Origin of the sequence: Bifidobacterium sp. N4G05 (assembly GCF_002742445.1) — a bacterium.
Taxonomy (GTDB): Bacteria; Actinomycetota; Actinomycetes; order Actinomycetales; family Bifidobacteriaceae; genus Bifidobacterium; species Bifidobacterium hominis.
The window spans coordinates 77820-103887 of the sequence record NZ_NJNQ01000006.1 but is presented as its reverse complement, the minus strand read 5'-3'; the positions used below and the strand labels follow the sequence as shown (position 1 = coordinate 103887).

Below are 26068 nucleotides of genomic sequence, written 5' to 3'. Positions count from 1 at the left end.
AAGAACTGGGCACAATCTTGCAAGGAGCAACGATGAGCGAGAACAACGAAGGACAGCAAATGCCGGAGGATGGGCATGCACCGCGCGTGGCACGTTCCGCTTCCAGTCAGCCGCTGATTGGTGAGGATCAGGTTCAGGCACATGAGGGTGCCTCCTCCCCCGCTTCCGGCGGCGTGAAGGTTCGTGAGAAGCGTCGTGGCGGTACTCCGCGCGCACGCCGTATGAGCCTGTCTCTGACGCGTATCGACGCATGGTCGGCCGCTAAGGTGGCGTTCATGCTTTCCATCGCGGGAGGAATTATTCAGATCGTTGCGGCAGCTATTCTGTGGGGCATGCTGAACGTGGTTGGCGTGTTCGACCAGGTTACGCAGATCGTGTCTTCCACGGGCTTGGATGCCGGCGGATTTGACTTGACGGACGTGTTCTCGTTGAGCACCGTTCTGAGTGCCGTCACCATCTTCTCCATTGTGGAAGTGGTGCTGATCACCGTGCTCGTGGTGATTCTCACGCTGCTGTACAACGTGGTGAGCACCCTCGTCGGCGGTATTCACGTCACGCTTGGAGATGATTAATAGCTCTGCGGGCTGTTAACAGCAGCGAGCGGCGATAGTGAGTTCAAGCGCAACAAGGCGGTCTGTATCGTGATTCCAATCACGGCACAGACCGCCTTCGTATTTGCCAAATCAACCCATATCTGCCCTATCTATGGCAGATTTCGTCCTCTGACCGGTGACATCTCGCTTATATATGGCAGGTCAACTTGCGAAAAAGCCAGTTCGGGGGTATGTTTTGGGTCGTTTTGCCTACCAAGGCTGCCATATATAGGCGAAATATCACCGTACGAACTCTCAAATCTGCCATATATAAGCGAGATAGCGGAGCTGTATGAGAGGAAGTTGCGGTGATAGCTGAAACTATCATGTTTTTTGAGTGGTTGTTTCAGATATGATTGAAACTAGATTGGGTGCGCTGAAATACGTGTTGAAATACGAAAAGAGGGTCTGCCTGGAATAAACCAGACAGACCCTCAATTTCTTCCCGATAATCAGCCGTATTGGCTAAATCGACTAGATCACAGCACGCCCTGGGCGACCATCGCGTTGGCGACCTTGACGAAGCCGGCCGCGTTGGCGCCGAGCATCAGATCACCCTCGTGGCCGTATTCCTTGGCGGCTTCCAAGGAGTTGGCAACAATGTTCTCCATGATGGACTTGAGCTTGCTGTCAACCTCTTCGAAGGTCCAGGAAAGGCGGTAGGAGTTCTGGCTCATCTCAAGGCCGGAAACTGCCACGCCGCCCGCGTTCGCGGCCTTAGCGGGGCCGTAGAGCACGTTGTTGGACTGGTAGACGGCGATTGCCTCCGGAGTGGACGGCATGTTGGCGCCTTCGCACACCACGGTGCAGCCGTTGGAGATAAGGGCCTTGGCGGACTCCTCGTCGATCTCGTTCTGGGTGGCGCACGGCAGGGCGATGTCGCACGGAACGGTCCACACGCCCTTGCAGCCCTCGTGGTACTCGGAGCCCGGCACGCGCTCTGCATATTCCTTGATGCGGCCGCGATGGCCCAGCTTGATGTCCTTGACCACGTCAAGCTGAATGCCGTTCGGATCGTAGACGTAGCCGTTGGAATCGGAGGCGGTCACAACCTTCGCGCCGAGGGCCTGAGCCTTCTCGGTGGCGAAGATGGCCACGTTGCCGGAGCCGGAAATGACCACGGTTTTGCCTTCAAAAGAGTCATTGCGCAGCACGCGCATTGCCTCGGCGGTGTAGTAGCACAGGCCGTAACCGGTGGCCTCAGTGCGAGCCAGGGAGCCGCCGAATTCGAGGCCCTTGCCGGTGAGCACGCCGGAATACTCGTCGCGGATGCGCTTGTACTGGCCGAACAGGTAGCCGATCTCGCGGCCGCCCACGTTGATGTCGCCGGCCGGAACGTCGGTGAACTGGCCGATATGACGGCACAGTTCCGTCATGAAGGCCTGGCAGAAACGCATGACTTCGGCATCGGACTTGCCCTTCGGGTCGAAGTCGGAGCCGCCCTTTCCGCCGCCCATCGGCAGGCTGGTCAGGGAGTTCTTCAGAATCTGCTCAAAGCCGAGGAACTTGATGACGCCCTCGTTTACGCTCGGATGGAAACGCAGGCCGCCCTTGTACGGGCCGATAGCGGAGTTGAACTGGACGCGGTAACCACGGTTGACCTGCACCTTGCCCTCATCGTCGGTCCATGCGACGCGGAACTTCACCACGCGCTCCGGTTCGACAATGCGCTCGAGCACACCCGCCTTCTCATATTCCGGATGCTTCGCGACCACCGGTTCGAGGCTTTCGAAAACCTCGCGAACGGCCTGCAGGAATTCCGGCTGGTCGCCGTCGCGCTTCTCTACCTGCGCGTACACGCGCTTGACGTACTCATCAGTGAGCATATTCTTCCCCTTCGGGATAGTTAGGTTATCAATAGACGGCCTCATTCTATGTGCACGAATAAGGGCAGCACAAGACCTTGTTCAGGATTTGGAGACGCTTTTGGCGAGCGTTGGTTCCGGACTTGCTTCTTTTTACGGATTGCCATGCCTTGTGTTGACTATAGGATGGAAATGCGGAAAACGTGGGAGAGAGTACGTCCGTAACAGCATCTCGTAATCTCACATACTGGGAGAATCATCATGATTGAAGGATTCAAGAAATTCATTGCACGCGGCAACATGATCGACATGGCGGTCGGTGTCGTCATGGGCGGTGCCGTCACCACGGTGGTTAATTCGATCGTCAACAACGTGATTAATCCGTTCATCGCCATGATTTTCGGCAAACCGAATATGGATGGTCTGCTGGCAATTACATTCAATAATGCGACGGTTTCGTTTGGCGCAGTACTTGGCGCGATATTGAATTTCCTGATTATCGCGGCGGCCGTGTATTTCTGCATTCTCGTGCCGATCAACAAATTCCGTGATGTGACCGAGGCGTTGCTCGCCAAAACCAAGCTTTCGGAAGAACGGAGCAAAGCCGAGGAGGAAGCCGCCAAAGAGCCGGAAATCTCCACCGAAGAGCAAACGATCCTGCTGTTGCAGCAAATCCGCGACGAACTTGCCAAGCAGAATGCACAGGATGCACAGAACGTGCCGAACGATTCTGGCACGGTTGCCGGCGCGGACGTAGTGCGGTAGTCATCGTAAGCAATCGGAAGTATTGTCAGCAATCGTAATAATCAATAATCCGAGGCCGTTTCAAGCGGTGACGCAAGTCCCGTCTGAGACGGCCTTTTGCAATGGTCTTTCAGCGGGGTAATTCTTCCATGCGCTGGAATAATACGGACTCTGGAAGGTGCCTCAGCGGGTCATTTGTTCCAGTGACTGGGGGAATCTGGACTGTGGGATGTCTGATTGCGTCTAGTTTTCTCCAGTGACTGGAGGTTTTGGGATGCTGGGAGGCTTGTTGGCGGGAGGATTCTTCCACTCGGTGGAGGTTTTTGGACTGTGAGGTGCTTGGCTGCGTCCGGTTTTCTCCAGCGGGTGGAGGAATTGGGATGCGGGTTTGGATTTTGGTATGAAAAAAGGGCTTCCGGAAATCACCGGAAACCCTGTCTGTGGAGCTAAGGGGATTCGAACCCCTGACCCTCTCCATGCCATGGAGATGCGCTACCAGCTGCGCCATAGCCCCGTGGAGCTAGCCGGGTTCGAACCGGCGACCCTCTGCTTGCAAAGCAGATGCGCTACCAGCTGCGCTATAGCCCCATAGTTGAAAAAAAGCGGCCGCGCCGCTCTTAATCACTGTGGGCCCGGGAGGACTTGAACCTCCGACCTCATCCTTATCAGGGATGCGCTCTAACCACCTGAGCTACGGGCCCGTTCCTGCTGCACTGTTAAGCACAACGAATTGAAATAATACGCGAGTTTCAAAGAAAGTCAACACAAGGTGCGTCTTCGGCGTGTCGTGACATAATGTAGGTATGACGTACAACCGGCGTAACAACAGCGGGGGAGCGCGCAGCCGCACGCTATCCGAAGAAACCACGCAAATCGCTGGAATGACGGTGACCATCGTGCGTAAAGCCATCAAAAACATGTACCTGCGCATCAAACCGCCGAACGCGCAAATCGTCATCTCCGCACCTTCTCGCATGTCGCAAGCGGCAATCGCACGATTCGTGACGGAATGCAAACCATGGATCGAACGCGCGCGACGTACCATGCTGCAAGCCAAGGATGAACAGATCCGTCAAAGCAATTTCAATGGTTTGGACGGTGTGAATGGTTCGAATGGTCCGGAAAATCTGAATGGTCTGAAAAATTCAGGCGGCGTGGGCGATCGAAACAATCCAGACGATCCCAATAGCTTGAATAATCCGCGCGCTTTCGTGTGGAACGACGCAGCGAAGGAACGGGCCGTACGGGCCATCAATGCGCAACTGCCGGCGCTGCTTGCGAAATGGTCGCCGATTATCGGTCGCGAGCCAACGCATGTCACACTGCGCATCATGACGTCGAGGTGGGGATCGTGCACGCCGAAAACTGGCCGCATCCGACTCAACCTGCAACTCGGTCTTATGGACCCCAGATTCCTGGAATACGTGCTTGTGCATGAAATGACGCACCTGTGGGAAAATGGGCACGGAGAGGGCTTTCAGCGGCGTATGAGCGCATATTTGCCGCAATGGAGGCAAGTGCGGCGGGAGCTGAACCGTCATGTTGTGTTGTGATGCTCGCGATGCTGTTGCGTTCGCCGTCATGCTGCCATGCTGCGATGAGTTTGCGTAGGGCGATGTTGTTGCGTTGCCTGTGATGTTGAAATACTTGCGATATCGCGCCGTTGCCGTCACATTGCGCAGATTGCCATGACTTGTCACGGCTTGCGAATGTTTGATAACGACGTATAGGTGATTCGTATAGCTTTTTGTGTCCATAAGATGTTCAAAATGCTGAACATCCGCGATTTGCAAGCCTACAATCATGTCAGCTGAAACGTTTGCATGCGAACAGTCATGCAGAAAGATCGAACAAGTGAGGAAGGGACCGGCCATGGCTGTATTGAGAAAAGTCGGCATTATCGGAATCGGACACGTGGGTGCGCATGTTGCAAATGCCGTGCTTTCCGCAGGACTGGCCGAAGAACTGAAACTGTGCGACATCAACGATCAAAAGGTAGTCAGCGAATGTCAGGATTTAAGCGATGCGTTGAGTTTCTACCCGCATAATTGCGTGATCGGCAACTACGGCACGCAATACGAGCAGCTAGCCGACTGCGACGTGGTAATCAACGCTGCCGGCGACGTGAAAACCAGTGCCAAAAATCGTGACGGCGAACTGTTCGTCACCACCGACATTGCACGCACCTGGATCTCCCGACTGTTCAACGCAGGCTTCCACGGTGTGATCATCACCATCTCAAATCCGTGCGATGTGGTCGCAACCGCAATCTGGCACATCACCGGCTATGATCCGCGCAAAATCATCGGCACCGGAACCGCGTTGGATTCCGCACGACTGCGCAACGCCATTGCGAAACGCGTCAACGTGGACCAGAAATCAATCTGCGCATACATGCTGGGGGAGCATGGCAATTCGCAGTTCGCCTACTGGTCGAACGTAAACATCGCAGGCAAGCCGCTCACTCAACTCGCGCAAGACAATCCGCAACGATTCACTCTTGACGAGGAGGAAACTGAGCAGGACGCCTGCCGAGGCGGATACCGCGTGTATGCCGGCAAAGAGTGCACGGAATACGCCATTGCAGCCACCGCGGCACGCCTTACGCAAGCCGTGCTCTGCGACGAACACTATGCGACCGCCTGCTCCACGCTGCTTACCGGCGAACAAGGCGAAAGCGGCAATTATGCAAGCCTGCCGTGCATCATCGGCGCGAACGGCGTCGAAGAAGTACTCAATCCCACACTCACCGAAAGCGAACAGGCCAAATTCCACGCGTCCTGCGAGCATATCCGCGCCAATATCGCGCAACTTGCATGGTGGGACGACGAATGTCATTCCACACTGCGTAGCTGAATCTGTGATTAAATCTGCGGCTGAATCTGTAGTAAATCGACAGATTTAATAACGTGACAAACGTAATAGACAGACTTGCGATTACTGATGTTGATATTGAACATATGAAAAATCAGCATTCACATAATCGCAAGCCTGTTTTTATTTCGATTTATCTCAATTTATTTCGATTAATTTCAGATTATTTTGCAGTCTTTGCGGATTTCGCAGTATCGTCATCAACCGTATGCTTGCGAATTTCCAGCATTTCGATACGACGGCCGTCCACTTGCGTGACAGTCATGTCGTAACCGTCGTCGGAAGACAGCACATCGCCGACTTCGCCCATCTTGCCAGTGTGCGCCAGAAAATAGCCGGCAACCGTCTCGTACGGGCCGTCCTCAAGCTCGATACCGGTCAAATCAGCGAAATCCTCAATCGTCATACCACCTTCGATAGTGGCGACGCCATTGACGAACGCAGTACGTTCCGTGCGTTCGCCGCCTTTCTCCTCCGGCAGATCGTATTCGTCACGAATATCGCCGACCAGCTCCTCCGTCATATCCTCCAACGTGACGATGCCGTCGGTACCGCCATATTCGTCGATGACCACCGCCAGATGAATGCCGCGCTTTCGTAGCAATTCAAGGCTTGGCAGCAGCTTCGACGTGCCCGGCAGCGAAATGCCCTCGCGCGTCACGTCGGCAACCGTCCGTGCTTTGGGGTCGCGGATGTCAAGCAGATCGCGCACGTGCACAAAGCCGAGCACATCGTCGAAATCCTTGCCGGTCACCGGATAACGAGAGTATGGCATTCCGCGTACGTACGCGGCCGCCTCCTCGATTGGCATGGCACCATCCAGAAACACCACGTCGGCGCGCGGGCGCATCACTTCCGCCACAATCGTTTCGGACGCGTCGAACACGTCGTCGAGGATCGTGCGTTCGTCTTTGCTCAAGTTCGTATTGGTGTTGACGAGTACGCGCAGCTCCTCGTCGGACACTTCGCTGTCGGTCTCGTTCGGATCAAAACCAAGCATGCGCACAATAATGTTCGTATTCTTGCCGATCAGCCAAATAATCGGCTTGCACACCTTCGCAAACACGTGAATCGCGGGCACCACGGCACGCGCGATCTGCTCGTTGCGCTGCATGGCGATACGCTTCGGCACCAACTCCGAAATCACAATCGAACAGTATGAAATGATCAACGTCAGCACAATGGTTGTTAGGGGAGCGGCCACGCTCGTCGGCACGCCCCAACTTTCGACGATCGGCACAATGTATGGCGAAATCGACGATTCGCCGAACGATGCGGAAAGAAAACCGCTCAACGTCACGCCGATCTGCACGGTCGACAGAAACGTGTTCGGATCGCGTGCGATTTGTGCGACGCGCTTGCCGCGGGCATCCTCCTGTTCCATTTGGTCGATCTGCGATCCGCGCAGACTGACCAACGCCAGTTCGGTGCCGGCGAACACGGAACCGAGCAGCAGGAAGATGAAGATCAGGAGGATATTCAAACCGAGTGACATGGTTCCAATCTAAAGCAACGGCATGTCAAAACAGCGCGACGCAACGGACTTGGAAGCTGTCTTTTCCGGAAAAACGTCAGAAGCTCAATACTCCGACTTTTCCGGTGTCGAGCTGGTAGCGTGCTCCGGTGATCATCAGCCGGTCCTTGTCGGTATTCGGTTGCTCCTAGTCCAGTGGGGCAACATGACGTCGATATGATGTTGATATGGAGATTATGTATGTGTAAACTTTTAATTTCCCCTAGAAAATGTAGCTTAAGCTGGTGATTATCCCCTAGAAAATGGTATTTTTGTTTAAAACGACTATTCCTGTCAATTCGCCATTCCGACAGCAAATGGTGTATTGGGAAAGTTGATCGAGCGAGGTGCATCTATGAAACGTTGGATGATGAAACGGCTTATCGCATGGAAGAACGATGCGCATCGCAAGCCTTTGATTCTGGACGGTGCCCGACAGACCGGTAAGAGCTGGTTGGTTAAAGAGCTCGGACGCACTCAGTTTGAATCGATGGCGTATGTCTCACTGGAGAACAATGAGGCTATGGATCAACTTTTTTCCGGTTCTCTGCGTCCTGAACGGTTGATTGCAGGTATCGCTTTGGCTTCGCGAACGCGCATTGAACCCGGGAAGACTTTGATTGTGCTTGATGAGGTGCAGGCGATTCCCAGAGCCGTCGAGGCGTTGAAATATTTCGCAGAGGAAGCTTGCGAATACGCGCTGATCGCAACCGGATCATCGTTGGGCATCACCGTGCATCCAGGCACTTCCTATCCCGTGGGGAAGGTGGATCGCTACCGTCTATATCCGATGAATTTTCTGGAATTTCTGGACGCCGTTGGCTGCCATAATCTTACGGAAATCATCGAAAACGCGGATCTGGACATGATGTCGGTATTCCACGAGCAGCTCATGGAATGGCTGAAATACTACATGGTGGTAGGTGGCATGCCGGAAGCCGTCGAGATTTTCGCCGATACATATCCTGGTGCTGATTTCAATCGGATAATGCAGGTGCAGGAAGACATCCTGCAGGGCTATCGCGGTGATTTTTCGAAGTATGCCGATGCGATGCCGAGGGGATTTTCCTTGCGCCTTGCACAGGTTTGGGATTCAATTCCCTCCCAGCTTGCGCGTGAGAATAAGAAGTTTCTTTATGGTGCGGTGCGTTCCGGTGGACGTGGCAAAGATTTTGAATTAGCGATTCAGCGGTTGCTTGATTCATCGATCGCATTGAAGGTCGCGCGGGTCACCGCTCCGGAATATCCGCTCAAATCATTCGATGATGTCGATGCGTTCAAGCTTTATACGTCCGATGTCGGTTTGTTGCGTACCATGAATGGCGCGAGTCCGGAGAGTATTTTGGATGGCGATTCGGTATTTGGTTCAGCGAAAGGCGCTTTTGCCGAGCAATTGGTATGTCAGGAACTTGTTTCGTATGGATTTGAGCCCCGCTATTGGACGAATGCCAATTCGACGAACGAACTTGATTTTCTTGCGCAGAACGATCGGTATGTTATACCGATTGAAGTGAAGGCCGGCATCAATCTTCACGCGAAAAGTCTGAAGGCCGCCATCAAACGATTCGGCTTTGAGCATGCTGTGCGGTTCTCGCCGTTGCCTCCACGCAAGGATGGTGACATACAGGATCTACCGTTGTATGCGGTGGCTGTGCTTGCACGTACAACGGCAGATCGACGTCTGTCATGAATCGTATAGAAAATCAGAAGCTCAATACTTCGACTTTTCCGGTGTCGAGCTGGTAGCGTGCTCCGGTGATCATCAGCCGATCCTCCGCCAGCGCGCGCTGAATCACCTCGGACTGCTCCACCAGTTGCTCGATGGTGCGTGCGATGTGCACGCGCTCGAAATCCTCCGTCGATTCCAGCTCCGACTCGTGCGCCTGCCAAATCGAAAAACCGACGGTGCGCAGCATCAGCGATTTCGCGTTCAGAATACGTTCGTCAAGGTCGGCAACGCTGTCAGCGGCCATCAGCGAATCCTCCGCGTCGGCGGTCAACTCGTGCAACAACGCCTCGTATTCCTTGCATGCCTGCTTGATCGCGCCGCAATTCTGATGGCCGAGCACCACCAAAAGGCGCACGCCGAGCACATCCACCGCGTATTCCAAAGAGGCGATCACGGCATCGTCTATGACCTGCCCTGCCGTGCGCACGGTGAACAGATCGCCGATGCCTGCGTCGAAAATAATATCGGGGCTGACACGTGCATCAGAGCAGCTCAATACCGCCGCATCCGGCTCATGCGTGTCGATAACCGCCTTGCGTGCTTCCGCACTGCGGTTCGGATGTTCCAGCTTGCCTTCCGTGAATCTACGGTTGCCCGCCAACATGCGGCTCCACACGCCGTTCGCCGTGCCCTCCACGTCGTTCTGGTTCACAAATGTTTCGTCCGTCATTGATTCCACCTCTTTGTCATTTCATCACAGGCTATGGTTCATCATAAACGGTGTTTCTGAAGTTGTTTCGATTGAATCGCCATCTAAGGCAGGGGCTGAGGACGTTTTCTTGGGGATAATCACGCAGCTATTCCTTGGCTCTGACGGTATCGTGCCGGACTCATCCAACCGAGCGACTGCCCCGGATTCTAAATAGACGTGCAACGCCTTGTCTAGGTTTGGAAGTGTTCAGTTTCTAATTTAAGAAGGCGTTGCGCTTACAAGTTGAATCCGGGAACGCGAGCGGGGAGGCCCGCGCCGTTTATTGGCACGGAACCTCCCCGCTCGCTTTTGTCAGGCGGTCAGCCGAAAATCAGCCGGTGTTCTGCAGGCCTGCTGCGACACCCGACACGGTGCACAGGATCAGGTAGGTGTAGTTCGCCTTCTGTCCGTGCGTGAGCTCTTCCTTGTCCACGCGCTTACGCAGCGAACGCAGGGCGAGCACCTGGGTGACAGACAGTGCGTCCACATACGGCGAGCGTATGCGGATGGCCTGGCCGAGCACATGGCGGTGCTGCAACGGCCATTCGTCGCCGACGATCTTGAGCACCCATTCGCGGGTGAGCTCCATCTCGTCGAGCACCTTCTTGTTGAGATCCTCACGGTCGCCGAGTGCCAAGTACATCTTGGCGATACGCTCGTCGGTCTTAGCCAACGACATCTCGATATTGTCGATGAACGTCGAGAACAGCGGCCAATCCTCATACGCCTGACGTAGGGTGGCGAGATCGCCGAACGCCTCGCAGGCGGATCCGAGGCCATACCATGCGGCGAGGTTGATGCGTGCCTGAGCCCAAGAGAAGATCCACGGAATGGTACGCAGATCGTCCAAGGACTTGGCGCCGAGACCACGCTTTGCAGGTCGGGAACCGATCGGCAGCAGACCGATTTCGGTCAGCGGCGTGACGGTGGAGAACCACGGTGCGAAATCCGGAGTATTCAGCAGATCCAGGAAGCGATTGTGTGCGACTTCGTCGAGCTTGCTTGCCATGTCGGCATACTTCTCGGTCATGTCGGTGTTACGCTTCTCCACGCTCGGAGCGGATTGCAGCAGCGTTGCGGCCGCCACGGATTCTACGTGGCGGATGGCTAGAATTGGGTTGCCGTAACGTGCGAAGATGACTTCGCCCTGTTCGGTGAGCTTGAAACGGCACTTCACGGAGCCGACCGGCTGCGCGAGCACGGCACGATTGGCCGGGCCGCCGCCACGGCCAACGGCGCCGCCGCGGCCATGGAACAGGGTCAAGTCGATATCGTGCGATTCGGCCCACTTGGCGATGCGCTCCTGTGCGGAATGCAGTGCCAGAGTTGCAGACGTCGGGCCGGCATCCTTCGAGGAATCGGAGTAGCCGAGCATGACCTCAAGCTTGCCGCCGGTGGCCTTCAGACGAGCCTGCACTTCAGGAATCTTGATCATTTCCTCAAGCACGTCCACCGAATTCTGCAAATCCTCAAGCTGTTCGAACAGCGGGATTACGTCGATGGTCGGCACATCCTCGGGGCGTGCGAACGACAGACGGTTCAGTTCGTACACGTCCTTGATGTTCTGGGCGCTCTTGGTGAAGGAGATGATGTAACGGCGGGCGGCCTTGATGCCATTGCGCTTCTGGATGGAACCGAGCGCGCGGAAGGTGTCGAGCACCTCGTGGGTCATCGGCTGCAGCTCGCCACGCTCACCGTGCAGGCCATGCTCGCGGATGTCCTCCAGAGCACGGGAATGCACGACGGAATGCTGACGGAACTCCATCTCGACCATGTGGAAGCCGAAGGTCTCGGCCTGCCAGATGAGGTCCTGCAGCGGGCCGTACGCGGAACGCTTGGCGTTGGCATCGGCGAGGGAACGCTGCACGATCTTCAGATCGGCGATGAAATCCTCGCAGGAATGGTACATCAGGTCGACATCGCGGTCGATGGTGGCGCGAAGACGATCGGCCATAACCAGCATGACTGCGCGGTGCAGTTCCTTGGTGGAGATCAGAGCTGCCTTGTCGGTAAGGCGTTCGCTCATCTCCTTCTGACGATTCCACAGGCTCTTGAGCTCGGCGCTCGGCGGCGTCGTGGTGGATTCCATGGTCAGGTTCTTGCCGATATGGCGGGTCTCGATCTCGAGCGCTCCCAGCACATGATCGCTGAACTTGCGAGCCACCTGACGGCTCACCTTGGCGGTGACGTTCGGGTTTCCGTCGCGGTCGGAACCGATCCAGCTGCCCGGATGGAAGAACGCGGGGCACACCGGCGGCACCAGGCCGGCCTTGTCTCCGAGGATCCAATCATCGAAACGGCGATAGACCTGCGGAATGGTGTAGAACAACGTGTTGTCGAAAATGTCGAGGATGGTATCCGCTTCCTCAACCGGTGTCGGCTTCTTCAGTGCGATCGGGGAGGTGCGGAACAGCGCGTCGATCTCGTTGAAGAGACGACGGGAGTTTTCCTTCTTGTCCGAGCCGCCAAGCAGCTTATGCGCTTCGAGCAGCTGGGAGATACGGCGAATCTTGCCTTCCACGGCCTTACGGCGGGCTTCGGTCGGATGCGCGGTGAACACCGGGTGGAACTCGAGCTGGTCGAGCAGTTCCTTTGCCTTGGCCGGACCGAGCTCGTTGATGAGCTGGTGGTAGGCGCAAGTCATTTCGTTGACTGGATCGACGGGCGCGGTGTCCTCAACCTTGGATTCGCGCTGATGCAGCACGGAAACGCGATAGTTCTCCTCGCACAGATTGGCGAGATGGAAGTAGGTCGTGAATGCGCGGGCCAGCAGCTGTGAGTCTTCAACATTCATCTTGTCGATGGTGTTGACCGCGTTCTGCAGGTCGTCCTGCTCGGAATTGGTATCAGTCAGAATGCCGGCGAAGCGTTCGGCGCTGGCATTCAGTGCGTATTCGCGCACCTCATCGAATGTCGCCAGCAGCTTTTCGTCGAATTCGCCGAGGACCTCGCGAAGAATCTGCAGACACAGATCCATTTCTTCTTTGAGGGATGCGGGAAGATCGCGCTCTTCGGGACCCTTGGTTCCCGTGCCGGACGAGACGATAGCTGCGTCCGCAGGCGTGATCTGTTGATTATTATCTGCCATCAGATCTCCTTCTCCGAACCATCGGGTTGCCCGGTCTGTTGGTCCTTCGCGGCACCTCCGCGATTGTTTTGGCCATCTGTTGCGAGCCCACAGCCCTAAGTTCGGTCGGTAATGCACAACCATTGTATGCGCGGCAAATCGACAGTTTGGTTACGGAAATACCGAAAATGTCCGCATCGTGGTCCAGTGGTGTCCACAAGGTGAAATCGACGGAAATTTCGAAAATCCTCCGACCAGCCCACACGTTAGACCTGAACTTGTGAGCGCACAATACGAACATGAACATGAGACGAATTTCGAAAGCGCGGAAAAAAGCGCTTCGGCCGTCAGCAAATTCCATACACACTCCATTCCGCTCGATATGGAAGATATTGAACGGGATTGGGACAAGCCGGTTGCTGAAGCGGGAATCGCAGCAAAAGCCAGCGTGATCGTACGCGTCGGCATGCTCGATCTCGGCGCGGGCACCGGAAGTTTCCGTGTCCGCGAAATGATGCACCGCATCGCCTACCCGCTCGGCGTGCACGTACGCGCCGACGTGAACCTCACCGACATCGAAGCCTCCTGCACCGACGGCAAAGACCGCATCACCGAAGTCATCGACCTGCCAACCACCGGCGTCAATACGGAACGCATTTGGCTGCTCGAACACTTCGCTGACTGGTTCAACGTGAACCTCGGCAAAGGATCGATGTACCACAGCCAATCCGACGTGTCAGAAGGGCTTATGCAGCATCTCGACAAGCGTGATGCGTCGCAGGTGTCGGCCGACCTGTCGAAGCGTCTTCGCGAACGTCAGAAAGCCGAACAGAATCAGGAGGGATCCGACGATCCCGTGCTTGACGCGCTTGAAATGGTGACGGAGCGCGCCGAAGCGACCGATACCACCGCGCAGCCGTTGCACTTGCGTGACATTGAAGCGGCAAGCGAGCATAATCGCGGTGAACGTGAAGCTGAACGTGAAACCAAGCGTGAAACCGCCAGCGCGGCCAACGTTACGTCAAGCGAATCGACCACGAAAAAAGCGCGCAAAAATCGCAATCATAAGCCGCCAAAAGGCCAATACGCCGAACATTTCGACCATGTCGGCAAAGAAGCGGACCAATCGCAAGGCATCACCGTTCGTCAAGCGCACGAACGACTCAACATGATCGAACGGCGCAAGCCCCTGTATTCGCCGGCATTTGCAGGATTCGCCTCGGCCTGCGCCTGTGCATCCTTCGTGTTCCTGCTTGGCGGCGGCCCCTTCGACATGATCGGCGCGTTCATTGGCGCGGGACTTGGCCACTGGCTGCGCCGCCGCCTGTTCGCCCACCATCTCAACCAGTTCTTTGTGACGTTCGTATGCGTGGCCGTCGCGGCACTCGCCTGCACGGGCACCCTGCGATTGATTGGTATTTTCGAGCCCGTCGCATTGCAGCATGACACGGCTTACATCGGTGCCATGCTGTTTGTGATTCCTGGATTCCCGTTGATTACGGGCGGACTTGATATGGCGAAGATTGATTTTCCGTCAGGTATTCAGCGCGTTGCGTACGTGTTGTGCATTATTTTGATGGCGACGCTCGCAGGGTGGATGGTCGCTTCGATCGTGCATTTGAATCCGGAAGGATTCGAGCCGTTGGGACTCAATCCGGTTGTCAATTGCCTGTTGCGTTTCGTGTTCGCATTCATCGGCGTCTGGGGCTTCTCCACTATGTTCAATTCTCCGCAGCGCATGTGTCTTGTGGCCGCCACTATTGGCGCCATTACCGACACCTTGCGCTTGGAAATCGTTGACATGGGAGTTCCCGCCGAAGCCGGCGCATTCATCGGCGCACTGCTCGCAGGCCTGCTCGCCTCCGCATGGCGTTCCGCGGTTCATCGCAGCTGGCTCGCCCCACATCTCGGCTACCCGCGCATCTGCCTGACCGTGCCGTCCATTGTGATCATGGTTCCCGGTTTGTACATGTATCAAGCCATGTTCCACCTCGGCCAATTCGACACCTTGAACGCCCTCGACTGGGCTTTCCGCGCCTTCATGGTGATTATCTGCCTGCCGATCGGCCTAGCCATGGCCCGCGTTATCACCGATAAGTCTTGGAGATACGACATCTGAAAATCTGGCAATGGAGCGTTATCTGCGTTGTTTCTTAGTCGACGTACCTTCGTACGCCTTCCTTCGGTACGCCTTGGTACCGCACGCATTGCCAAATTTTCCCTAGAATCCAGAACGGTGCATAACAACTCGCAGAATTTCGGAATTTGGGCGAGTAAATGAGATAAATGCGATTGTTGCAATGTCCGACCGGTACATTGGGACAATCGCATATTTTTCAGAAGAGATTCGAAAGAAATTCGTTTCGACAGAGATTTGAAGAAAGAGATTCGAAAGAAATTCGGCTAGAAATCTAAGAAGAGAGAATTCATGGTTACCAAAGATTTTTGGGTGCTGCTGGCGATGGTCATCTATTTTGTGGCCATGCTCACCATCGGCTTCATCTACTCCAAGCGGTCCAATTCCTCCACCCGTCAGTATTTCGCGGGCGGTCGTGGCGTTGGTCCGTGGCTGACGGCTTTAAGTGCCGAAGCCTCCGATATGAGCGGCTGGCTGCTCATGGGTCTGCCGGGCGTCGCCTACTTCACCGGTGCCGCCGACCCGCTGTGGACGGCCCTCGGCCTGGCTCTCGGCACCTACCTCAATTGGAAGCTCGTCGCACGGCGTTTGCGCCGCTACTCCGTGGTGGCAGGTGACGCGATTACCATTCCGGACTTCTTCTCCAAACGATTCCATGACAAACGCAACATCGTCTCCACCATCGCGGCGTTGATCATCCTCGTATTTTTCTGCGTGTATGTCGGCAGCTGCTTCGTGACGGTCGGCAAACTTTTCTCGACCCTGTTCGGCTGGGACTACCACCTGACCATGGTGATCGGTGCGGCCATCGTGTTCGCCTACACCTTGATCGGCGGCTATCTTTCCGTGGTCGTGACCGACTTCATCCAAGGCTTGCTCATGTTCTTCGCGCTGGCCGTGGTGTTCATCGGTTCCGTGGCGTCCGTCGGCGGCGTCGACAACACCGTCGCCTTCCTCAAAGGCATTCCAGGATTCCTTGACGGCACGCAAATGGCCACGCCAATCCTGAACGATGCCGGCGAGCAGATCATCAAAGCCGGTCAGGCCATGTTCGGCGCTCCTACCGAATACGGCGTGATCACCATGATTTCCATGCTTGCGTGGGGCCTTGGCTATTTCGGTATGCCGCAGGTGCTCGTGCGATTCCTGTCGATCCGCAGTTCCGAAGAGATCAAAAAGTCCCGTATCATCGCAACCACATGGTGTGTGGTGTCGCTTGCATGCGGCGTGTGCATTGGCTTGGTCGGCCGTGCGATGATGCCGACGCAGTTCGTCACGCAGTCCGCTGCGGAGAACATTTTCATTGTGGTTTCGCAGGCGCTGCTGCCAAGCTTCATGTGCGGCATCGTGGTATCGGGCATTTTCGCCGCGTCCATGAGTTCGTCTTCATCGTATCTGATTATCGGTGCTTCCGCGGTTGGTGAGAATATTTTCCGCGGATTGCTCTACCGCAAGGCTACTGATCGTCAGGTGATGATGGTTGCCCGCATCACACTGCTGGTTATGTTCGTTTTCGGCATTGTGGTTGCATTCGATCAGAATTCGTCGATTTTCCAAGTTGTTTCGTATGCGTGGGCTGGTTTGGGCGCTTCATTCGGTCCGCTGATGCTGTGTTCGCTGTATTGGCGTCGTACCAATAAATTCGGTGCGATTGCAGGCATGCTTTCCGGTACTGCGACCGTGCTGATTTGGCATAATTTCATCAAGCCGCTTGGTGGTGTCTTCGCTATTTACGAGCTGCTTCCGGCGTTCATCATCTCACTGTTGTTCATTGTGGTGGTGTCGTTGTTGACTCCGGCTCCCGATGCTGAAGTGTTGCACGAGTTCGATCATTATCTTGATGATCCCGATGATCGCAAGGTGGATGACGATTTGGTTGCAGCGGAAATCGCTTCCGGCGAAAAGCGCGCGCAAATCTAATCAAACATAATGTGGCACATGCCACTCAAACGCAACAAAGGCCGGATTGCACAATACGCAATCCGGCCTTTGTCGATGCTGAAACGCTGTTTAAAGCATGATTATGGCGTTTCTGGAGCTTTAGTAGCGCATGCCCATGGCATCGCGGACTTGCTCCAAGGTTTCGTTGGCGATGGCGTTGGCCTTCTTGTTGCCTTCGGCGAGCACATCGCGCACGTAATCCATATCCTTGGCGAGTTCCTCGCGGCGGGCACGATGCGGCTCAAGGAAGCTATTCACCGATTCGATCACATACGCCTTCAGCGCGCCTGCACCGGAATCGCCGATCTCCTCGGCGATCTCCTTCGGATCACGACCGGTGACCAAACCGGCGGTCGTCAGCAGTGCGGAAACCTGCGGACGTGCGATCGGATCGAACGTGATGCGACGCTCGGAATCGGTCGGACTCTTCTTGATGAGCTTGGCGGTCTCCTGCGCGGTGGCGCCCAACATGATGGAATTGCCGTACGACTTGCTCATCTTGCGGCCATCCAAGCCTGGAATCTCCGGCGCTTCAGACAGAATCGCAGCCGGCTCGGGGAACACCGGATGCTTCTTGGCGTAACGTTCGTTGAAACGACGCGCGATGGTGCGCGTGATCTCGACATGCGGCAGGTTATCCTTGCCGATCGGCACCACATTGGCCTTGCAGAACAGAATGTCGCATGCCTGATGCACCGGATAAGTCAGCAGCAGGCCGGTCAGCGCATGGCCGGAAGCTTCCATTTCCGACTTCACCGTAGGATTGCGATGCAGCTCGGCCTCAGTCACCAACGACAGGAACGGCAGCATCAGCTGGTTCTCCGCAGGAACGGCGGAATGCGTAAAAATCATGGTCTTTTCCGGATCGATGCCGGCAGCCATGTAATCAAGCACCAAATTGAGCACATTGTCTTCGATATGCTCGGTCGTGTCACGATCGGTGATCACCTGATAATCGGCGATGATGATATTCGAATTCACGCCACGATTCTGCATGGCGACGCGCTCGCGAATCGAACCAAAATAATGGCCGAGATGCAGACGTCCGGTCGGACGGTCGCCGGTAAGCATGGTGAACTTGCCCGGATTCTGTTCGATTGCGGCGAGCGTTGCGTCGGAACGCTTCTTCGCTGCGAGGAAGCTCGCGCTCATTTCATTGCCGACAGCGGTGATCTGCTGCTCCTGGGTTTCGTCCGTCATACGTGTCCTTTTCTTAAGAAAATCAGCGATTTTATCGTAAAAGTCTGAGCCGACAACGAAATATGGCATAACAAGTGGTACTCTCTTGTTTGATGAATTGATAGCACAGTAATCCTCAGGGGGTCAGATGGGCCGCGGACGTCAGAAAGCCAAACAGCAGAAAATAGCCCGAAAGCTCAAGTACCTGACCACCGACACCGACTACGATGAGCTCGCCAAGGAGCTCGGCGCCCAGGAGCCTGGTTCGGGTTCTTTCGATCCTTTCGCCGATGTCGAAGCAAAATATTCTCACGATGCGGACGCTGAAGATGAGATTTCTGAAGATGCTCAGGAGTCCGCGCAGACCGACGCCGAGGATGACCTCGACGAGTATGCGAAGTGGGCCGCAGAGGCGGCGGCGAAGGCCACGAGCGGAGAGTTCCCGGCAACCAAGTCCGCCGCACCGAAACCACACAAGCCCATCCCGATGCCGATGCCCAGCGCGCTGAAGCCGAAGAAGCAGGACTAATCGGCATATCAGGTACTTTGTGAAACCGCGATGCGGATATGCCTGCTGGGTGTATCCACATCGCGGTTTTGCTATGCGTTTTTGCGCCTGTGACGGTCTTCTCGCAGCCCGTCACACCAACGGCAGCAAGCTACTCAAATCGTCGCGTTCGCCAACGGCCGTGATGCGTCCCGCCTCCTTCTCCTCAGCCCAGCTGGTAATGCCCGTGGCGAGTCTCATCCACACGTCCGGTTCCAGTTCGATCACATCCGGCGGCGTGAGATTATGCGGATCGGATGCCGGTCCGTCGAGAATCTTGATGGCACCCCACGGTGCGACACGCACTTCCACGCCCTCTCCGGGCGCTTTTTTCTCCAGCAGATGCAGCGAGTAGCGCACCGCCATCGCCCACAGCTGGCGTGGCAATCGTGGAGAGAATTCCAGACGGAAATCGCGTGCCGCGTCGGTATTTGCGGGAATACCGTCGGCGATCATGCGATGAGACGTTTGCAGCCATTGCGCAAATGCGTCATGTCCCTTATGCAGATCTTGTTCTCGAATAACAGCCATACGTGTTATTTTGTCGCTTGCAAGCGACTATGATGGGGTGTTGCAGACAGCGTAGTCACAACTGAATAGGGGTGTGAAGAGAGGAAAAATATTTGCGATTGCTGACAGCGTTCTCAATTTTGTTGCATGTCGTTTGCATGTTGTTCACAACGTTTTGGCAGCCGGTTTGCATCATTTTTGCAAACGAATGCTGACCTGTAATCGCTTGAAATTTCGTCTTTTTTCTGATTATGTAGTATGCTATGTATGAGAACGTATGCATGATGTTACTTAGTGTTCATGTAGCCGCTAATGCAAGGACGCTGGAGCAAGGCATAATGTTTCTGGAGAGTAATCCGTCAAAGGGAGTCGATTAATGACTGAAATTACCGCACCGAAGTCCGCGATTACCGCGGAGCAGTTCGCAGATGAGATCCGCGAGCAGCTGAAGTACACCCAGGGCGTCACCGTCGAACAGGCCAAGCCGGCCGACGTGTATGTCGCCGCGTCCGCCGCGGTGCGACGCCACCTCATGGATTCCTGGTTCAAGACCCAGGCTGACATGGTCAATGGCAACACCAAGGCAGTCGGCTACCTGTCCGCAGAATTCCTAATGGGTAAGCAGCTGCGCAACGCTCTGCTCAACGCCGGTCTGACCGAGCAGTTCAATGCCGCGGTCAAGGAACTCGGCTTCTCCGTGCAGGACGTCGTCAACGCCGAGCACGAGCCAGGCCTCGGCAACGGTGGTCTCGGCCGTCTGGCCGCCTGCTTCATCGATTCGCTCGCTTCGCTGGGCGTGCCGGCATTCGGTTATGGCATCCAGTACAAGTACGGCATCTTCGAGCAGAAGTTCGACGAAAACGGCAAGCAGATCGAAACCCCGGACTACTGGCTGACCAACGAAGAGCCATGGGGCCACATCGACTACAACCGCGACCAGAAGGTCTCCTTCGGCGGCGAAGTCGTCGAAGAGAACGGCAAGAAGGTTTGGAAGCCGGCTTGGTCCGTGCGTGCAGTCCCGGTCGACTACATGGTTCCGGGCTATGCTTCCGGCCGTGTGAACACCCTTCGCCTGTGGACCGCCAAGAGCTACGACGAGTTCGACCTGCTCACCTTCAACAAGTCCGAGTACCTTGATGCCGTCAAGCCGCAGGTCGAAGCGGAAAACATCTCCAAGATCCTGTATCCGGAGGATTCCACCCCGCAGGGCAAGGCGTTGCGTCTCGAGCAGCAGTACTTCTTCGTGTCCGCCTCCATCCATGACGCCATCCGCGTCTTCTACCCGGGCCAGGACAAGCCGGATCTGACCACCTTCGCAGACAAGATCACCTTCCAGCTTAACGACACCCACCCGGTCATCGGCATCCCGGAGCTCATGCGCGTCCTCATGGACGAGTACGGCTACGATTGGGATACCGCCTGGACTGTCACCAACAAGACCTTCAACTACACCTGCCACACCCTGCTTCCGGAAGCCTTGGAAGTGTGGCCGTCCAAGCTCATCGGCGAACTTCTGCCGCGTCACCTCGAAATCATCGAGAAGATCCAGGACCAGTTCGCAGCCGAGCTCAAGACCAAGGGCGTCGACGAAGCCACCATCAAGGACATGGCCATCTACACCGGCGACTCCGTGCGCATGGCCTATCTGGCCACCTACGGCGGCTCCCACGTCAACGGCGTTGCCGAGCTGCACTCCCAGCTGCTCAAGGACGTCACCCTGAAGAACTTCTCCGACGTGTATCCCGACAAGTTCACCAACGTGACCAACGGCGTGACCCCTCGCCGCTTCGTCAAGCTCGCCAACCCGCGCCTGTCCGACCTCATCACCGAAGGCCTCGGCACCGACAAGTGGGTGAGCGACCTCGAACTGCTCAAAGGCCTCGAACCGCTTGCCGCAGACGACGAATTCGTCAAGAAGTTCGCTGCCGTCAAGCAGGCCAACAAGGTTGACTTCGCCAACTACGCCAAGCGCGAATACGGCTTCGACATCGACCCGAACACCATGATCAACACCATGGTCAAGCGTCTGCACGAATACAAGCGTCAGGCACTGAAGATCCTCGCCGTGATCGCACGTTACGCCGACATCAAGTCCGGCAAGATCTCTGCAGACGACGTCATGCCGCGTACCATCGTGTTCGGTGCTAAGGCCGCTCCGGGCTACTATCTGGCCAAGCAGACCATCCAGCTGATCAACAACGTCGCCCGCGTCATCAACAACGACCCGGACGTCAAGGGCAAGCTGAACGTCTACTTCCCGTGGAACTACAACATTCGCCTCGCACAGCACCTCATCCCGGCCACCGACCTTGACGAGCAGATCTCCCAGGCCGGCAAGGAAGCCTCCGGTACCGGCAACATGAAGTTCGCTCTCAACGGTGCCATGACCGTCGGCACCCTCGACGGTGCCAACGTCGAAATCCGTGAGCGCGTCGGCGCTGAGAACTTCTTCCTCTTCGGCATGACCGTCGACGAGGTGGACGCCCTCTACGCCGAAGGCTACGAGCCGAAGAAGTACTACGAGGCCGATCCGCGCCTCAAGGCCGCCATCGACATGGTCGCAGACGGCACCTTCTCCAACGGCGACAAGACCGTGTACGAAGACCTCGTCCACGATTGGCTCACCAAGGACTGGTTCATGACCCTCGCCGACTTCGGTGCCTACACCGCCATCCAGTCGGAAATCGAGGCTCTCTACGCCCAGCCGCTCGAATGGAACCGCAAGGCCCTCATCAACGTGGCGAACTCGGGCTACTTCAGCTCCGATCGTTCGATGGAGGATTACCTCGAGCGCATCTGGAAGACGGGTCCGCTCGCCTGATAGCGCTAGATAAGGCGTGATGACGAAGGGACGATTCTTTGGAATCGTCCCTTTTTGTGTCTAAATAACAAAAAGCCCTGCGCGAAAGGGCGGCAGGGCTTTGAAAAGAAGTAGGAATCAGGCGGCTTCGGGAGCGGCAGCGGCCTCAGTGTCGGCTTCCTTGGCTTCTTCGGCATCCTTGGTCAGACCAAGATCGACAGGAGACGAGCTGTTCTCCCACGGCTCCTCCCATGGATCGTAATCCGGATTCTGCTGCTTGTACACATACAGACCGATGACACCGGCAAGCAAAGCTCCGAAGAGCAGTGCGAAGAACTTCCAACCGTTAGAAGACTTGTTCTCCATGACGGCTCCTTTCCCAAATATCGGCGAACATTGGCTGACCTGCTCGTTCAAGCCAACTCTGTTCACTATATTAATTCCTTGAATGTGTTGATTGGGTGGATTTACGCGCCGAGGATTCACAAGAATGCAATCATTTGCAATGATTTCGCGGATTCGCGGATTCGCACGTTCCAGTAGGGTTGAAACATGGCTTATCAACGTTTCAGTCTGTTTCCCGATTCCCCGTCGTTCAAAGACCTCTTCTCTGCACGTTCCATGAGGTACCGCTGGCGCAACGGCGATCCCGTGATCACCGTCGCGATCATGGTGATATGCGTCGCGGTCTGGATTGTCGAAACACTATTGAAAATCGCCTGGCCGGCCAGCTACAACTCGTTCGTCGGCGCAGGCGTATTCATGCCCGCGCTGGCGACCCACCGCCCATGGACCTTCATTACGTCAATGTTCCTGCACCAGCCGGCCTCCCTATGGCACATTCTCTTCAACATGCTGACTTTGTGGTGCGTCGGGCCCGTATTGGAACGCATGATGGGGCATCTGCCATACCTCGCGCTATATGTGCTGTCAGGACTCGGCGGAGGTGCCGGCATGATGGTCTGGGCACTGTTTTCGCAAGACGGTTGGGTAACATCTTCATACGGCGCTTCCGGTGCGCTATTTGGCCTGTTCGCGGCCATTCTGGTGGTATACCAGCGCATTGGTATCGATATTCGATCCATGATGATCTGGATGCTCATCAACTTCCTGATGCCGATCATCACGCCGAACATCGCATGGCAGGCGCATGTTGGCGGATTCATCATCGGAGGCGTGTTCGCTTGGCTGCTGGTTTCGGGCCTGCATGCGTTGCGCGGCAAAAGCCTGCAGCAGCGCACGCTGATTTACGGCGCAATCATGTTGGTCGTGATTATTGCGATTGTCGTCGTATGCAATATGGGTAATCCATTTCGCGTAAACCCCCTTCTTGGTATGTTCTTCTAGTCGGTAGGTAGAAAAAACGTATTCGGGGAAATTGCGGATATGCAGTTATCCACATTTGTGGATAACCTTGTGGATAAGTGAGGGTTGAACTGTGGGTAAGCCGGGGATAACTCGGTGCATTATCCACAGAGATATTCACAAAACGGCGAATTCCCCGGCTTTTCAACGGTGGAAAATGTGGATAAACCGTCTGTGCATGGCGAAAAAATGGGGAAAAATGCCGTTCTATATCTTGTGGATGGCCGCAAGGCTGTCCACAAGATATAGACGCTATCCACATTCGTCCACAATAATCCACGACTTATCCACATATTGCGAAACTAAAAAATCCCCATAATAGATGACGAATCAACAAAACGAAATCAGGTGCGTCACCAATGACAATCATGAATGACAAGACGCGCGAATTCGTGGCGATGCATCGCGACGAGGACGTGCGCGAACTGGCGTTGAAAGCCAAGCGCGTAGACGGACTCGATTTGCCGTTGGCGCTCGACCAGATCGCCGGATGGCAGATCGCAAGCAAAAAACTGCCGCAATGGGCCTCCTGCGAGGGAATCGTATACCCTCCGCACATTTCCATGGAGCAGTGCTCCTCACAGTTCACCGCCCAATACAAGTCCGAAATCACACAAACCCTGCTCGTACCATCCGCAACCGTGTACGCCAGAGTGTCCGATTCTGCCGAATCGGACATGCAAACGGCAAAAAGTGCGCTCCACTTGTCCGATTCTGCCGAATCGGACACTCAAGAGGCTAAAGCGGGCTTACGGATGTCCGATTCTGGAGAATCGGACACATTGGTGGCGAAGAGGGCTATGGTGGATCTGACGGGCGGGTTCGGGGTGGACTTCTCGTATCTGGCGCGCGGATTCAGCCAAGCCACTTATGTGGAACGGCAACGGCACCTGTGCGAACTGGCCGAACACAATATGGCCGCGCTGGGGCTTGACCAGGCTCGCATCGTGTGCGGCGACGGTGTGGAATACCTCAGTCAGATGGATCCGGTGGACTTTATCTACCTTGATCCGGCCCGTCGCGACGAGCATGGCTCGCGCACTTACGCCATCGAAGATTGCACACCGAATGTGCTCGAATTGCGCGACCTGCTGCTCGCCAAATCGCGCTTCACGTTGGTCAAACTCTCGCCGATGCTTGACTGGCGCAAAGCAGTCGTCGATTTCGACGGGGCCGTACGCGAAGTGCATATCGTGGCCACCGGCAACGAATGCAAGGAACTGCTGCTGGTACTGGGACGGCCGGCGCAGGCGAATGCGCGCGACAGCGTGGATGGTGCGGGTTCGTACCGGCGTCTTGCGCCGCACGTGTTCTGCGTGAACGACGATCAGCGGATCGACTATGATTCCGCCAAATATACGCAAGGCCTGCGCATTGGCGGCAAACCGCTGCCGGATGCGAAAAGGTACTTGTATGAGCCGAATGCGTCGATTATGAAGGCCGGCTGTTTCGATCTGGTCGAAGAACGATTCGGTGTGACGCAGATTGGTCCGAGCAGCCATTTGTTCGTGTCGGAACAGCAGATAGCCGATTTTCCGGGACGAGGATTTGCGATTGAAGCAGTCGGAAGCATGAATAAAAAAGATACAAAACGATTGCTGAATGGTATGAAACAAGCGAATATCGCGGTACGTAATTTCCCGCTTACGGCACCGCAGTTACGCAAGAAATTGAAGCTTGCCGACGGTGGAACGGTCTACCTGTTTGGTACCACCATGCAAGGTGGCGGTCATGTGCTGCTGCGCACGTCGAAAATCTGAACGAGCAAACCGGAAATTGAGAAAAAGCACGAGACAAGTGATAGGCGAGTCGCAGAAATAGCAAGACGATTGCGAAAGATGATAGTGTCCGAAAGATTACGCAATCTCACCGAAAGCACGACAAGTGCGAAAAATTACGAAAAGCTTGCGAAAGGATCGTAAAAAGGGTATGCGAAAAGGGCGTCTGACTGTACGAAGAAGTGCAGACGCCCTCGCTTCAAACGTGCTACTGAGGCTGCCTAAACAGTAAACGCGAAACGGTGGGTCAGCGCCACCACATGGTCATGATGAATCCGATCATGATGATCGAGAACGCGATGGCCAGATTCCATGCGCCGATGTTCGGAATCGGGTAGTCAGAGGTTAGGTAGTAGACCACGGCCCAAATCAGGCCGATGACCATCAGCGTGCAGAACAGAGGCACAAACCAGCGTGGATTGGACTTGGTGCCCTTGATGGTCTCCTCCACGCGGCGGGTGTTTTCCGCCTGACGGTTCATCATGCGCTGCATCTGCGGGGTCAGAGCATCCTTGTCGACAGTGGCGTTCAGCACCGCTTCGACGCGGTCCATCGGAATGTCGAGATCGTCATCGTCGTCGGAATCAGTGGAAGCGGATTCGACGGTGGTTTCCTCAGCGGCATCCTGAACGGTTTCGTTGCCCTCTTCAACGGCAGCGGTGTCACCCGTGGACTGCAGATCGTTCTGATCGTCCGCGGTGGTTTCGTGCAGCTCTTCGTCAGCCATCAGCATAGTCTCCTTTAATAGGCTAAAAGTCATAATAGTGGGTAGACTCGAAAGCGGCGAACTTACAG

At 55.6% G+C, this 26068-nt stretch carries 19 protein-coding genes and 3 tRNA genes; 11 read left to right on the top strand and 11 right to left on the bottom strand.

Annotated features, from left to right (window positions below; genetic code table 11):
• The first annotated feature begins 32 nt into the window (after nt 1–32).
• Nucleotides 33–572 carry a DUF3566 domain-containing protein gene (locus CE153_RS07355; RefSeq protein WP_099595724.1) on the top strand — a complete coding sequence of 180 codons (540 nt, stop codon included), beginning with the start codon at nt 33–35 and terminating at the stop codon, nt 570–572.
• A 500-nt stretch (nt 573–1072) separates the two neighbouring features.
• On the opposite strand, the gene gdhA is transcribed toward CE153_RS07355, so the two are convergent.
• Nucleotides 1073–2419, bottom strand: a complete 1347-nt coding sequence (gene gdhA, locus CE153_RS07350; RefSeq protein ID WP_099595723.1) for an NADP-specific glutamate dehydrogenase — start codon at nt 2417–2419, stop codon at nt 1073–1075.
• Nucleotides 2420–2659: 240 nt separating this feature from the next.
• Between gdhA and CE153_RS07345 the strand changes: the two genes are divergently transcribed.
• Nucleotides 2660–3163 (top strand): MscL family protein, encoded by a 504-nt coding sequence (locus tag CE153_RS07345; RefSeq protein ID WP_099595722.1) that lies wholly within the window; start codon nt 2660–2662, stop codon nt 3161–3163.
• A gap of 420 nt (nt 3164–3583) precedes the next feature.
• Here CE153_RS07345 and CE153_RS07340 read toward each other — a convergent pair.
• From CE153_RS07340 to CE153_RS07330, 3 genes are all read right to left on the bottom strand, one after another.
• Nucleotides 3584–3656, bottom strand: a tRNA-Ala gene (locus CE153_RS07340).
• 1 nt (nt 3657) lies between these two features.
• Nucleotides 3658–3730: transfer RNA gene (locus CE153_RS07335), tRNA-Ala, on the bottom strand.
• 39 nt (nt 3731–3769) lie between these two features.
• Nucleotides 3770–3843 (bottom strand) — tRNA-Ile (locus CE153_RS07330).
• Nucleotides 3844–3945: 102 nt separating this feature from the next.
• On the opposite strand from CE153_RS07330, the gene CE153_RS07325 reads away from it, so the two are divergent.
• Both CE153_RS07325 and CE153_RS07320 read left to right on the top strand, forming a co-directional pair.
• Nucleotides 3946–4695 carry a M48 family metallopeptidase gene (locus CE153_RS07325; RefSeq protein ID WP_411436377.1) on the top strand — a complete coding sequence of 250 codons (750 nt, stop codon included), beginning with the start codon at nt 3946–3948 and terminating at the stop codon, nt 4693–4695.
• 319 nt (nt 4696–5014) lie between these two features.
• Nucleotides 5015–5998, top strand: coding sequence for an L-lactate dehydrogenase (locus tag CE153_RS07320; protein WP_099595720.1), 984 nt, complete (start codon nt 5015–5017; stop codon nt 5996–5998).
• 181 nt (nt 5999–6179) lie between these two features.
• Here CE153_RS07320 and CE153_RS07315 read toward each other — a convergent pair whose 3' ends face one another.
• Nucleotides 6180–7511: a hemolysin family protein gene (locus CE153_RS07315; protein ID WP_099595719.1), complete on the bottom strand. Its 1332-nt coding sequence runs from the start codon at nt 7509–7511 to the stop codon at nt 6180–6182.
• Nucleotides 7512–7896: 385 nt separating this feature from the next.
• On the opposite strand from CE153_RS07315, the gene CE153_RS07310 reads away from it, so the two are divergent.
• The gene (locus CE153_RS07310) at nt 7897–9219 is read left to right on the top strand and encodes an ATP-binding protein (protein WP_180753443.1); all 1323 of its coding nucleotides are present in this window, start codon (nt 7897–7899) and stop codon (nt 9217–9219) included.
• Between the two features lie 13 nt (nt 9220–9232).
• On the opposite strand, the gene CE153_RS07305 is transcribed toward CE153_RS07310, so the two are convergent.
• Complete coding sequence (locus CE153_RS07305; protein ID WP_099595717.1) at nt 9233–9928, bottom strand: carbonic anhydrase; 696 nt, start codon at nt 9926–9928, stop codon at nt 9233–9235.
• Nucleotides 9929–10280: 352 nt separating this feature from the next.
• The gene (locus tag CE153_RS07300) at nt 10281–13037 is read right to left on the bottom strand and encodes a phosphoenolpyruvate carboxylase (RefSeq protein WP_099595716.1); all 2757 of its coding nucleotides are present in this window, start codon (nt 13035–13037) and stop codon (nt 10281–10283) included.
• Between the two features lie 361 nt (nt 13038–13398).
• Here CE153_RS07300 and CE153_RS07295 point away from each other — a divergent pair, with 361 nt between their 5' ends.
• Both CE153_RS07295 and CE153_RS07290 read left to right on the top strand, forming a co-directional pair.
• Complete coding sequence (locus CE153_RS07295) at nt 13399–15135, top strand: threonine/serine ThrE exporter family protein (RefSeq protein WP_236824354.1); 1737 nt, start codon at nt 13399–13401, stop codon at nt 15133–15135.
• A 309-nt stretch (nt 15136–15444) separates the two neighbouring features.
• Complete coding sequence (locus tag CE153_RS07290; protein ID WP_099595715.1) at nt 15445–17073, top strand: sodium/proline symporter; 1629 nt, start codon at nt 15445–15447, stop codon at nt 17071–17073.
• A 120-nt stretch (nt 17074–17193) separates the two neighbouring features.
• Here the strand turns inward: CE153_RS07290 and trpS are convergent, their stop codons facing one another.
• On the bottom strand, nt 17194–18294 hold the full coding sequence (gene trpS, locus CE153_RS07285; protein ID WP_065446534.1) for a tryptophan--tRNA ligase: 1101 nt from the start codon (nt 18292–18294) through the stop codon (nt 17194–17196).
• Nucleotides 18295–18421: 127 nt separating this feature from the next.
• Between trpS and CE153_RS07280 the strand changes: the two genes are divergently transcribed.
• Nucleotides 18422–18802: a DUF3073 domain-containing protein gene (locus CE153_RS07280; protein WP_099595714.1), complete on the top strand. Its 381-nt coding sequence runs from the start codon at nt 18422–18424 to the stop codon at nt 18800–18802.
• 111 nt (nt 18803–18913) lie between these two features.
• Here CE153_RS07280 and CE153_RS07275 read toward each other — a convergent pair whose 3' ends face one another.
• Complete coding sequence (locus CE153_RS07275; protein WP_099595713.1) at nt 18914–19351, bottom strand: sterol carrier family protein; 438 nt, start codon at nt 19349–19351, stop codon at nt 18914–18916.
• A 355-nt stretch (nt 19352–19706) separates the two neighbouring features.
• Between CE153_RS07275 and CE153_RS07270 the strand changes: the two genes are divergently transcribed.
• On the top strand, nt 19707–22151 hold the full coding sequence (locus CE153_RS07270; protein WP_099595712.1) for a glycogen/starch/alpha-glucan phosphorylase: 2445 nt from the start codon (nt 19707–19709) through the stop codon (nt 22149–22151).
• 117 nt (nt 22152–22268) lie between these two features.
• Here CE153_RS07270 and CE153_RS07265 read toward each other — a convergent pair whose 3' ends face one another.
• Nucleotides 22269–22496, bottom strand: coding sequence for a hypothetical protein (locus CE153_RS07265; RefSeq protein WP_080788031.1), 228 nt, complete (start codon nt 22494–22496; stop codon nt 22269–22271).
• A 186-nt stretch (nt 22497–22682) separates the two neighbouring features.
• Here CE153_RS07265 and CE153_RS07260 point away from each other — a divergent pair, with 186 nt between their 5' ends.
• Both CE153_RS07260 and CE153_RS07255 read left to right on the top strand, forming a co-directional pair.
• Nucleotides 22683–23477, top strand: a complete 795-nt coding sequence (locus CE153_RS07260; protein WP_099595711.1) for a rhomboid family intramembrane serine protease — start codon at nt 22683–22685, stop codon at nt 23475–23477.
• Nucleotides 23478–23854: 377 nt separating this feature from the next.
• Nucleotides 23855–25255 carry a class I SAM-dependent methyltransferase gene (locus CE153_RS07255; protein ID WP_099595710.1) on the top strand — a complete coding sequence of 467 codons (1401 nt, stop codon included), beginning with the start codon at nt 23855–23857 and terminating at the stop codon, nt 25253–25255.
• Nucleotides 25256–25520: 265 nt separating this feature from the next.
• On the opposite strand, the gene crgA is transcribed toward CE153_RS07255, so the two are convergent.
• Nucleotides 25521–26033 (bottom strand): cell division protein CrgA, encoded by a 513-nt coding sequence (crgA, locus tag CE153_RS07250; RefSeq protein WP_180753442.1) that lies wholly within the window; start codon nt 26031–26033, stop codon nt 25521–25523.
• Between the last annotated feature and the right edge of the window lie 35 nt (nt 26034–26068).

Excerpts from the sequence above, each read along its gene's own strand:
- CE153_RS07355 (WP_099595724.1), top strand. The coding sequence starts at position 33 with ATGAGCGAGAACAACGAAGGACAGCAAATGCCGGAGGATGGGCATGCA.
- gdhA (WP_099595723.1), bottom strand. The coding sequence starts at position 2,419 with ATGCTCACTGATGAGTACGTCAAGCGCGTGTACGCGCAGGTAGAGAAG.
- CE153_RS07345 (WP_099595722.1), top strand. The coding sequence starts at position 2,660 with ATGATTGAAGGATTCAAGAAATTCATTGCACGCGGCAACATGATCGAC.
- CE153_RS07325 (WP_411436377.1), top strand. The coding sequence starts at position 3,946 with ATGACGTACAACCGGCGTAACAACAGCGGGGGAGCGCGCAGCCGCACG.
- CE153_RS07320 (WP_099595720.1), top strand. The coding sequence starts at position 5,015 with ATGGCTGTATTGAGAAAAGTCGGCATTATCGGAATCGGACACGTGGGT.
- CE153_RS07315 (WP_099595719.1), bottom strand. The coding sequence starts at position 7,511 with ATGTCACTCGGTTTGAATATCCTCCTGATCTTCATCTTCCTGCTGCTC.
- CE153_RS07310 (WP_180753443.1), top strand. The coding sequence starts at position 7,897 with ATGATGAAACGGCTTATCGCATGGAAGAACGATGCGCATCGCAAGCCT.
- CE153_RS07305 (WP_099595717.1), bottom strand. The coding sequence starts at position 9,928 with ATGACGGACGAAACATTTGTGAACCAGAACGACGTGGAGGGCACGGCG.
- CE153_RS07300 (WP_099595716.1), bottom strand. The coding sequence starts at position 13,037 with ATGGCAGATAATAATCAACAGATCACGCCTGCGGACGCAGCTATCGTC.
- CE153_RS07295 (WP_236824354.1), top strand. The coding sequence starts at position 13,399 with ATGGAAGATATTGAACGGGATTGGGACAAGCCGGTTGCTGAAGCGGGA.
- CE153_RS07290 (WP_099595715.1), top strand. The coding sequence starts at position 15,445 with ATGGTTACCAAAGATTTTTGGGTGCTGCTGGCGATGGTCATCTATTTT.
- trpS (WP_065446534.1), bottom strand. The coding sequence starts at position 18,294 with ATGACGGACGAAACCCAGGAGCAGCAGATCACCGCTGTCGGCAATGAA.
- CE153_RS07280 (WP_099595714.1), top strand. The coding sequence starts at position 18,422 with ATGGGCCGCGGACGTCAGAAAGCCAAACAGCAGAAAATAGCCCGAAAG.
- CE153_RS07275 (WP_099595713.1), bottom strand. The coding sequence starts at position 19,351 with ATGGCTGTTATTCGAGAACAAGATCTGCATAAGGGACATGACGCATTT.
- CE153_RS07270 (WP_099595712.1), top strand. The coding sequence starts at position 19,707 with ATGACTGAAATTACCGCACCGAAGTCCGCGATTACCGCGGAGCAGTTC.
- CE153_RS07265 (WP_080788031.1), bottom strand. The coding sequence starts at position 22,496 with ATGGAGAACAAGTCTTCTAACGGTTGGAAGTTCTTCGCACTGCTCTTC.
- CE153_RS07260 (WP_099595711.1), top strand. The coding sequence starts at position 22,683 with ATGGCTTATCAACGTTTCAGTCTGTTTCCCGATTCCCCGTCGTTCAAA.
- CE153_RS07255 (WP_099595710.1), top strand. The coding sequence starts at position 23,855 with ATGACAATCATGAATGACAAGACGCGCGAATTCGTGGCGATGCATCGC.
- crgA (WP_180753442.1), bottom strand. The coding sequence starts at position 26,033 with ATGACTTTTAGCCTATTAAAGGAGACTATGCTGATGGCTGACGAAGAG.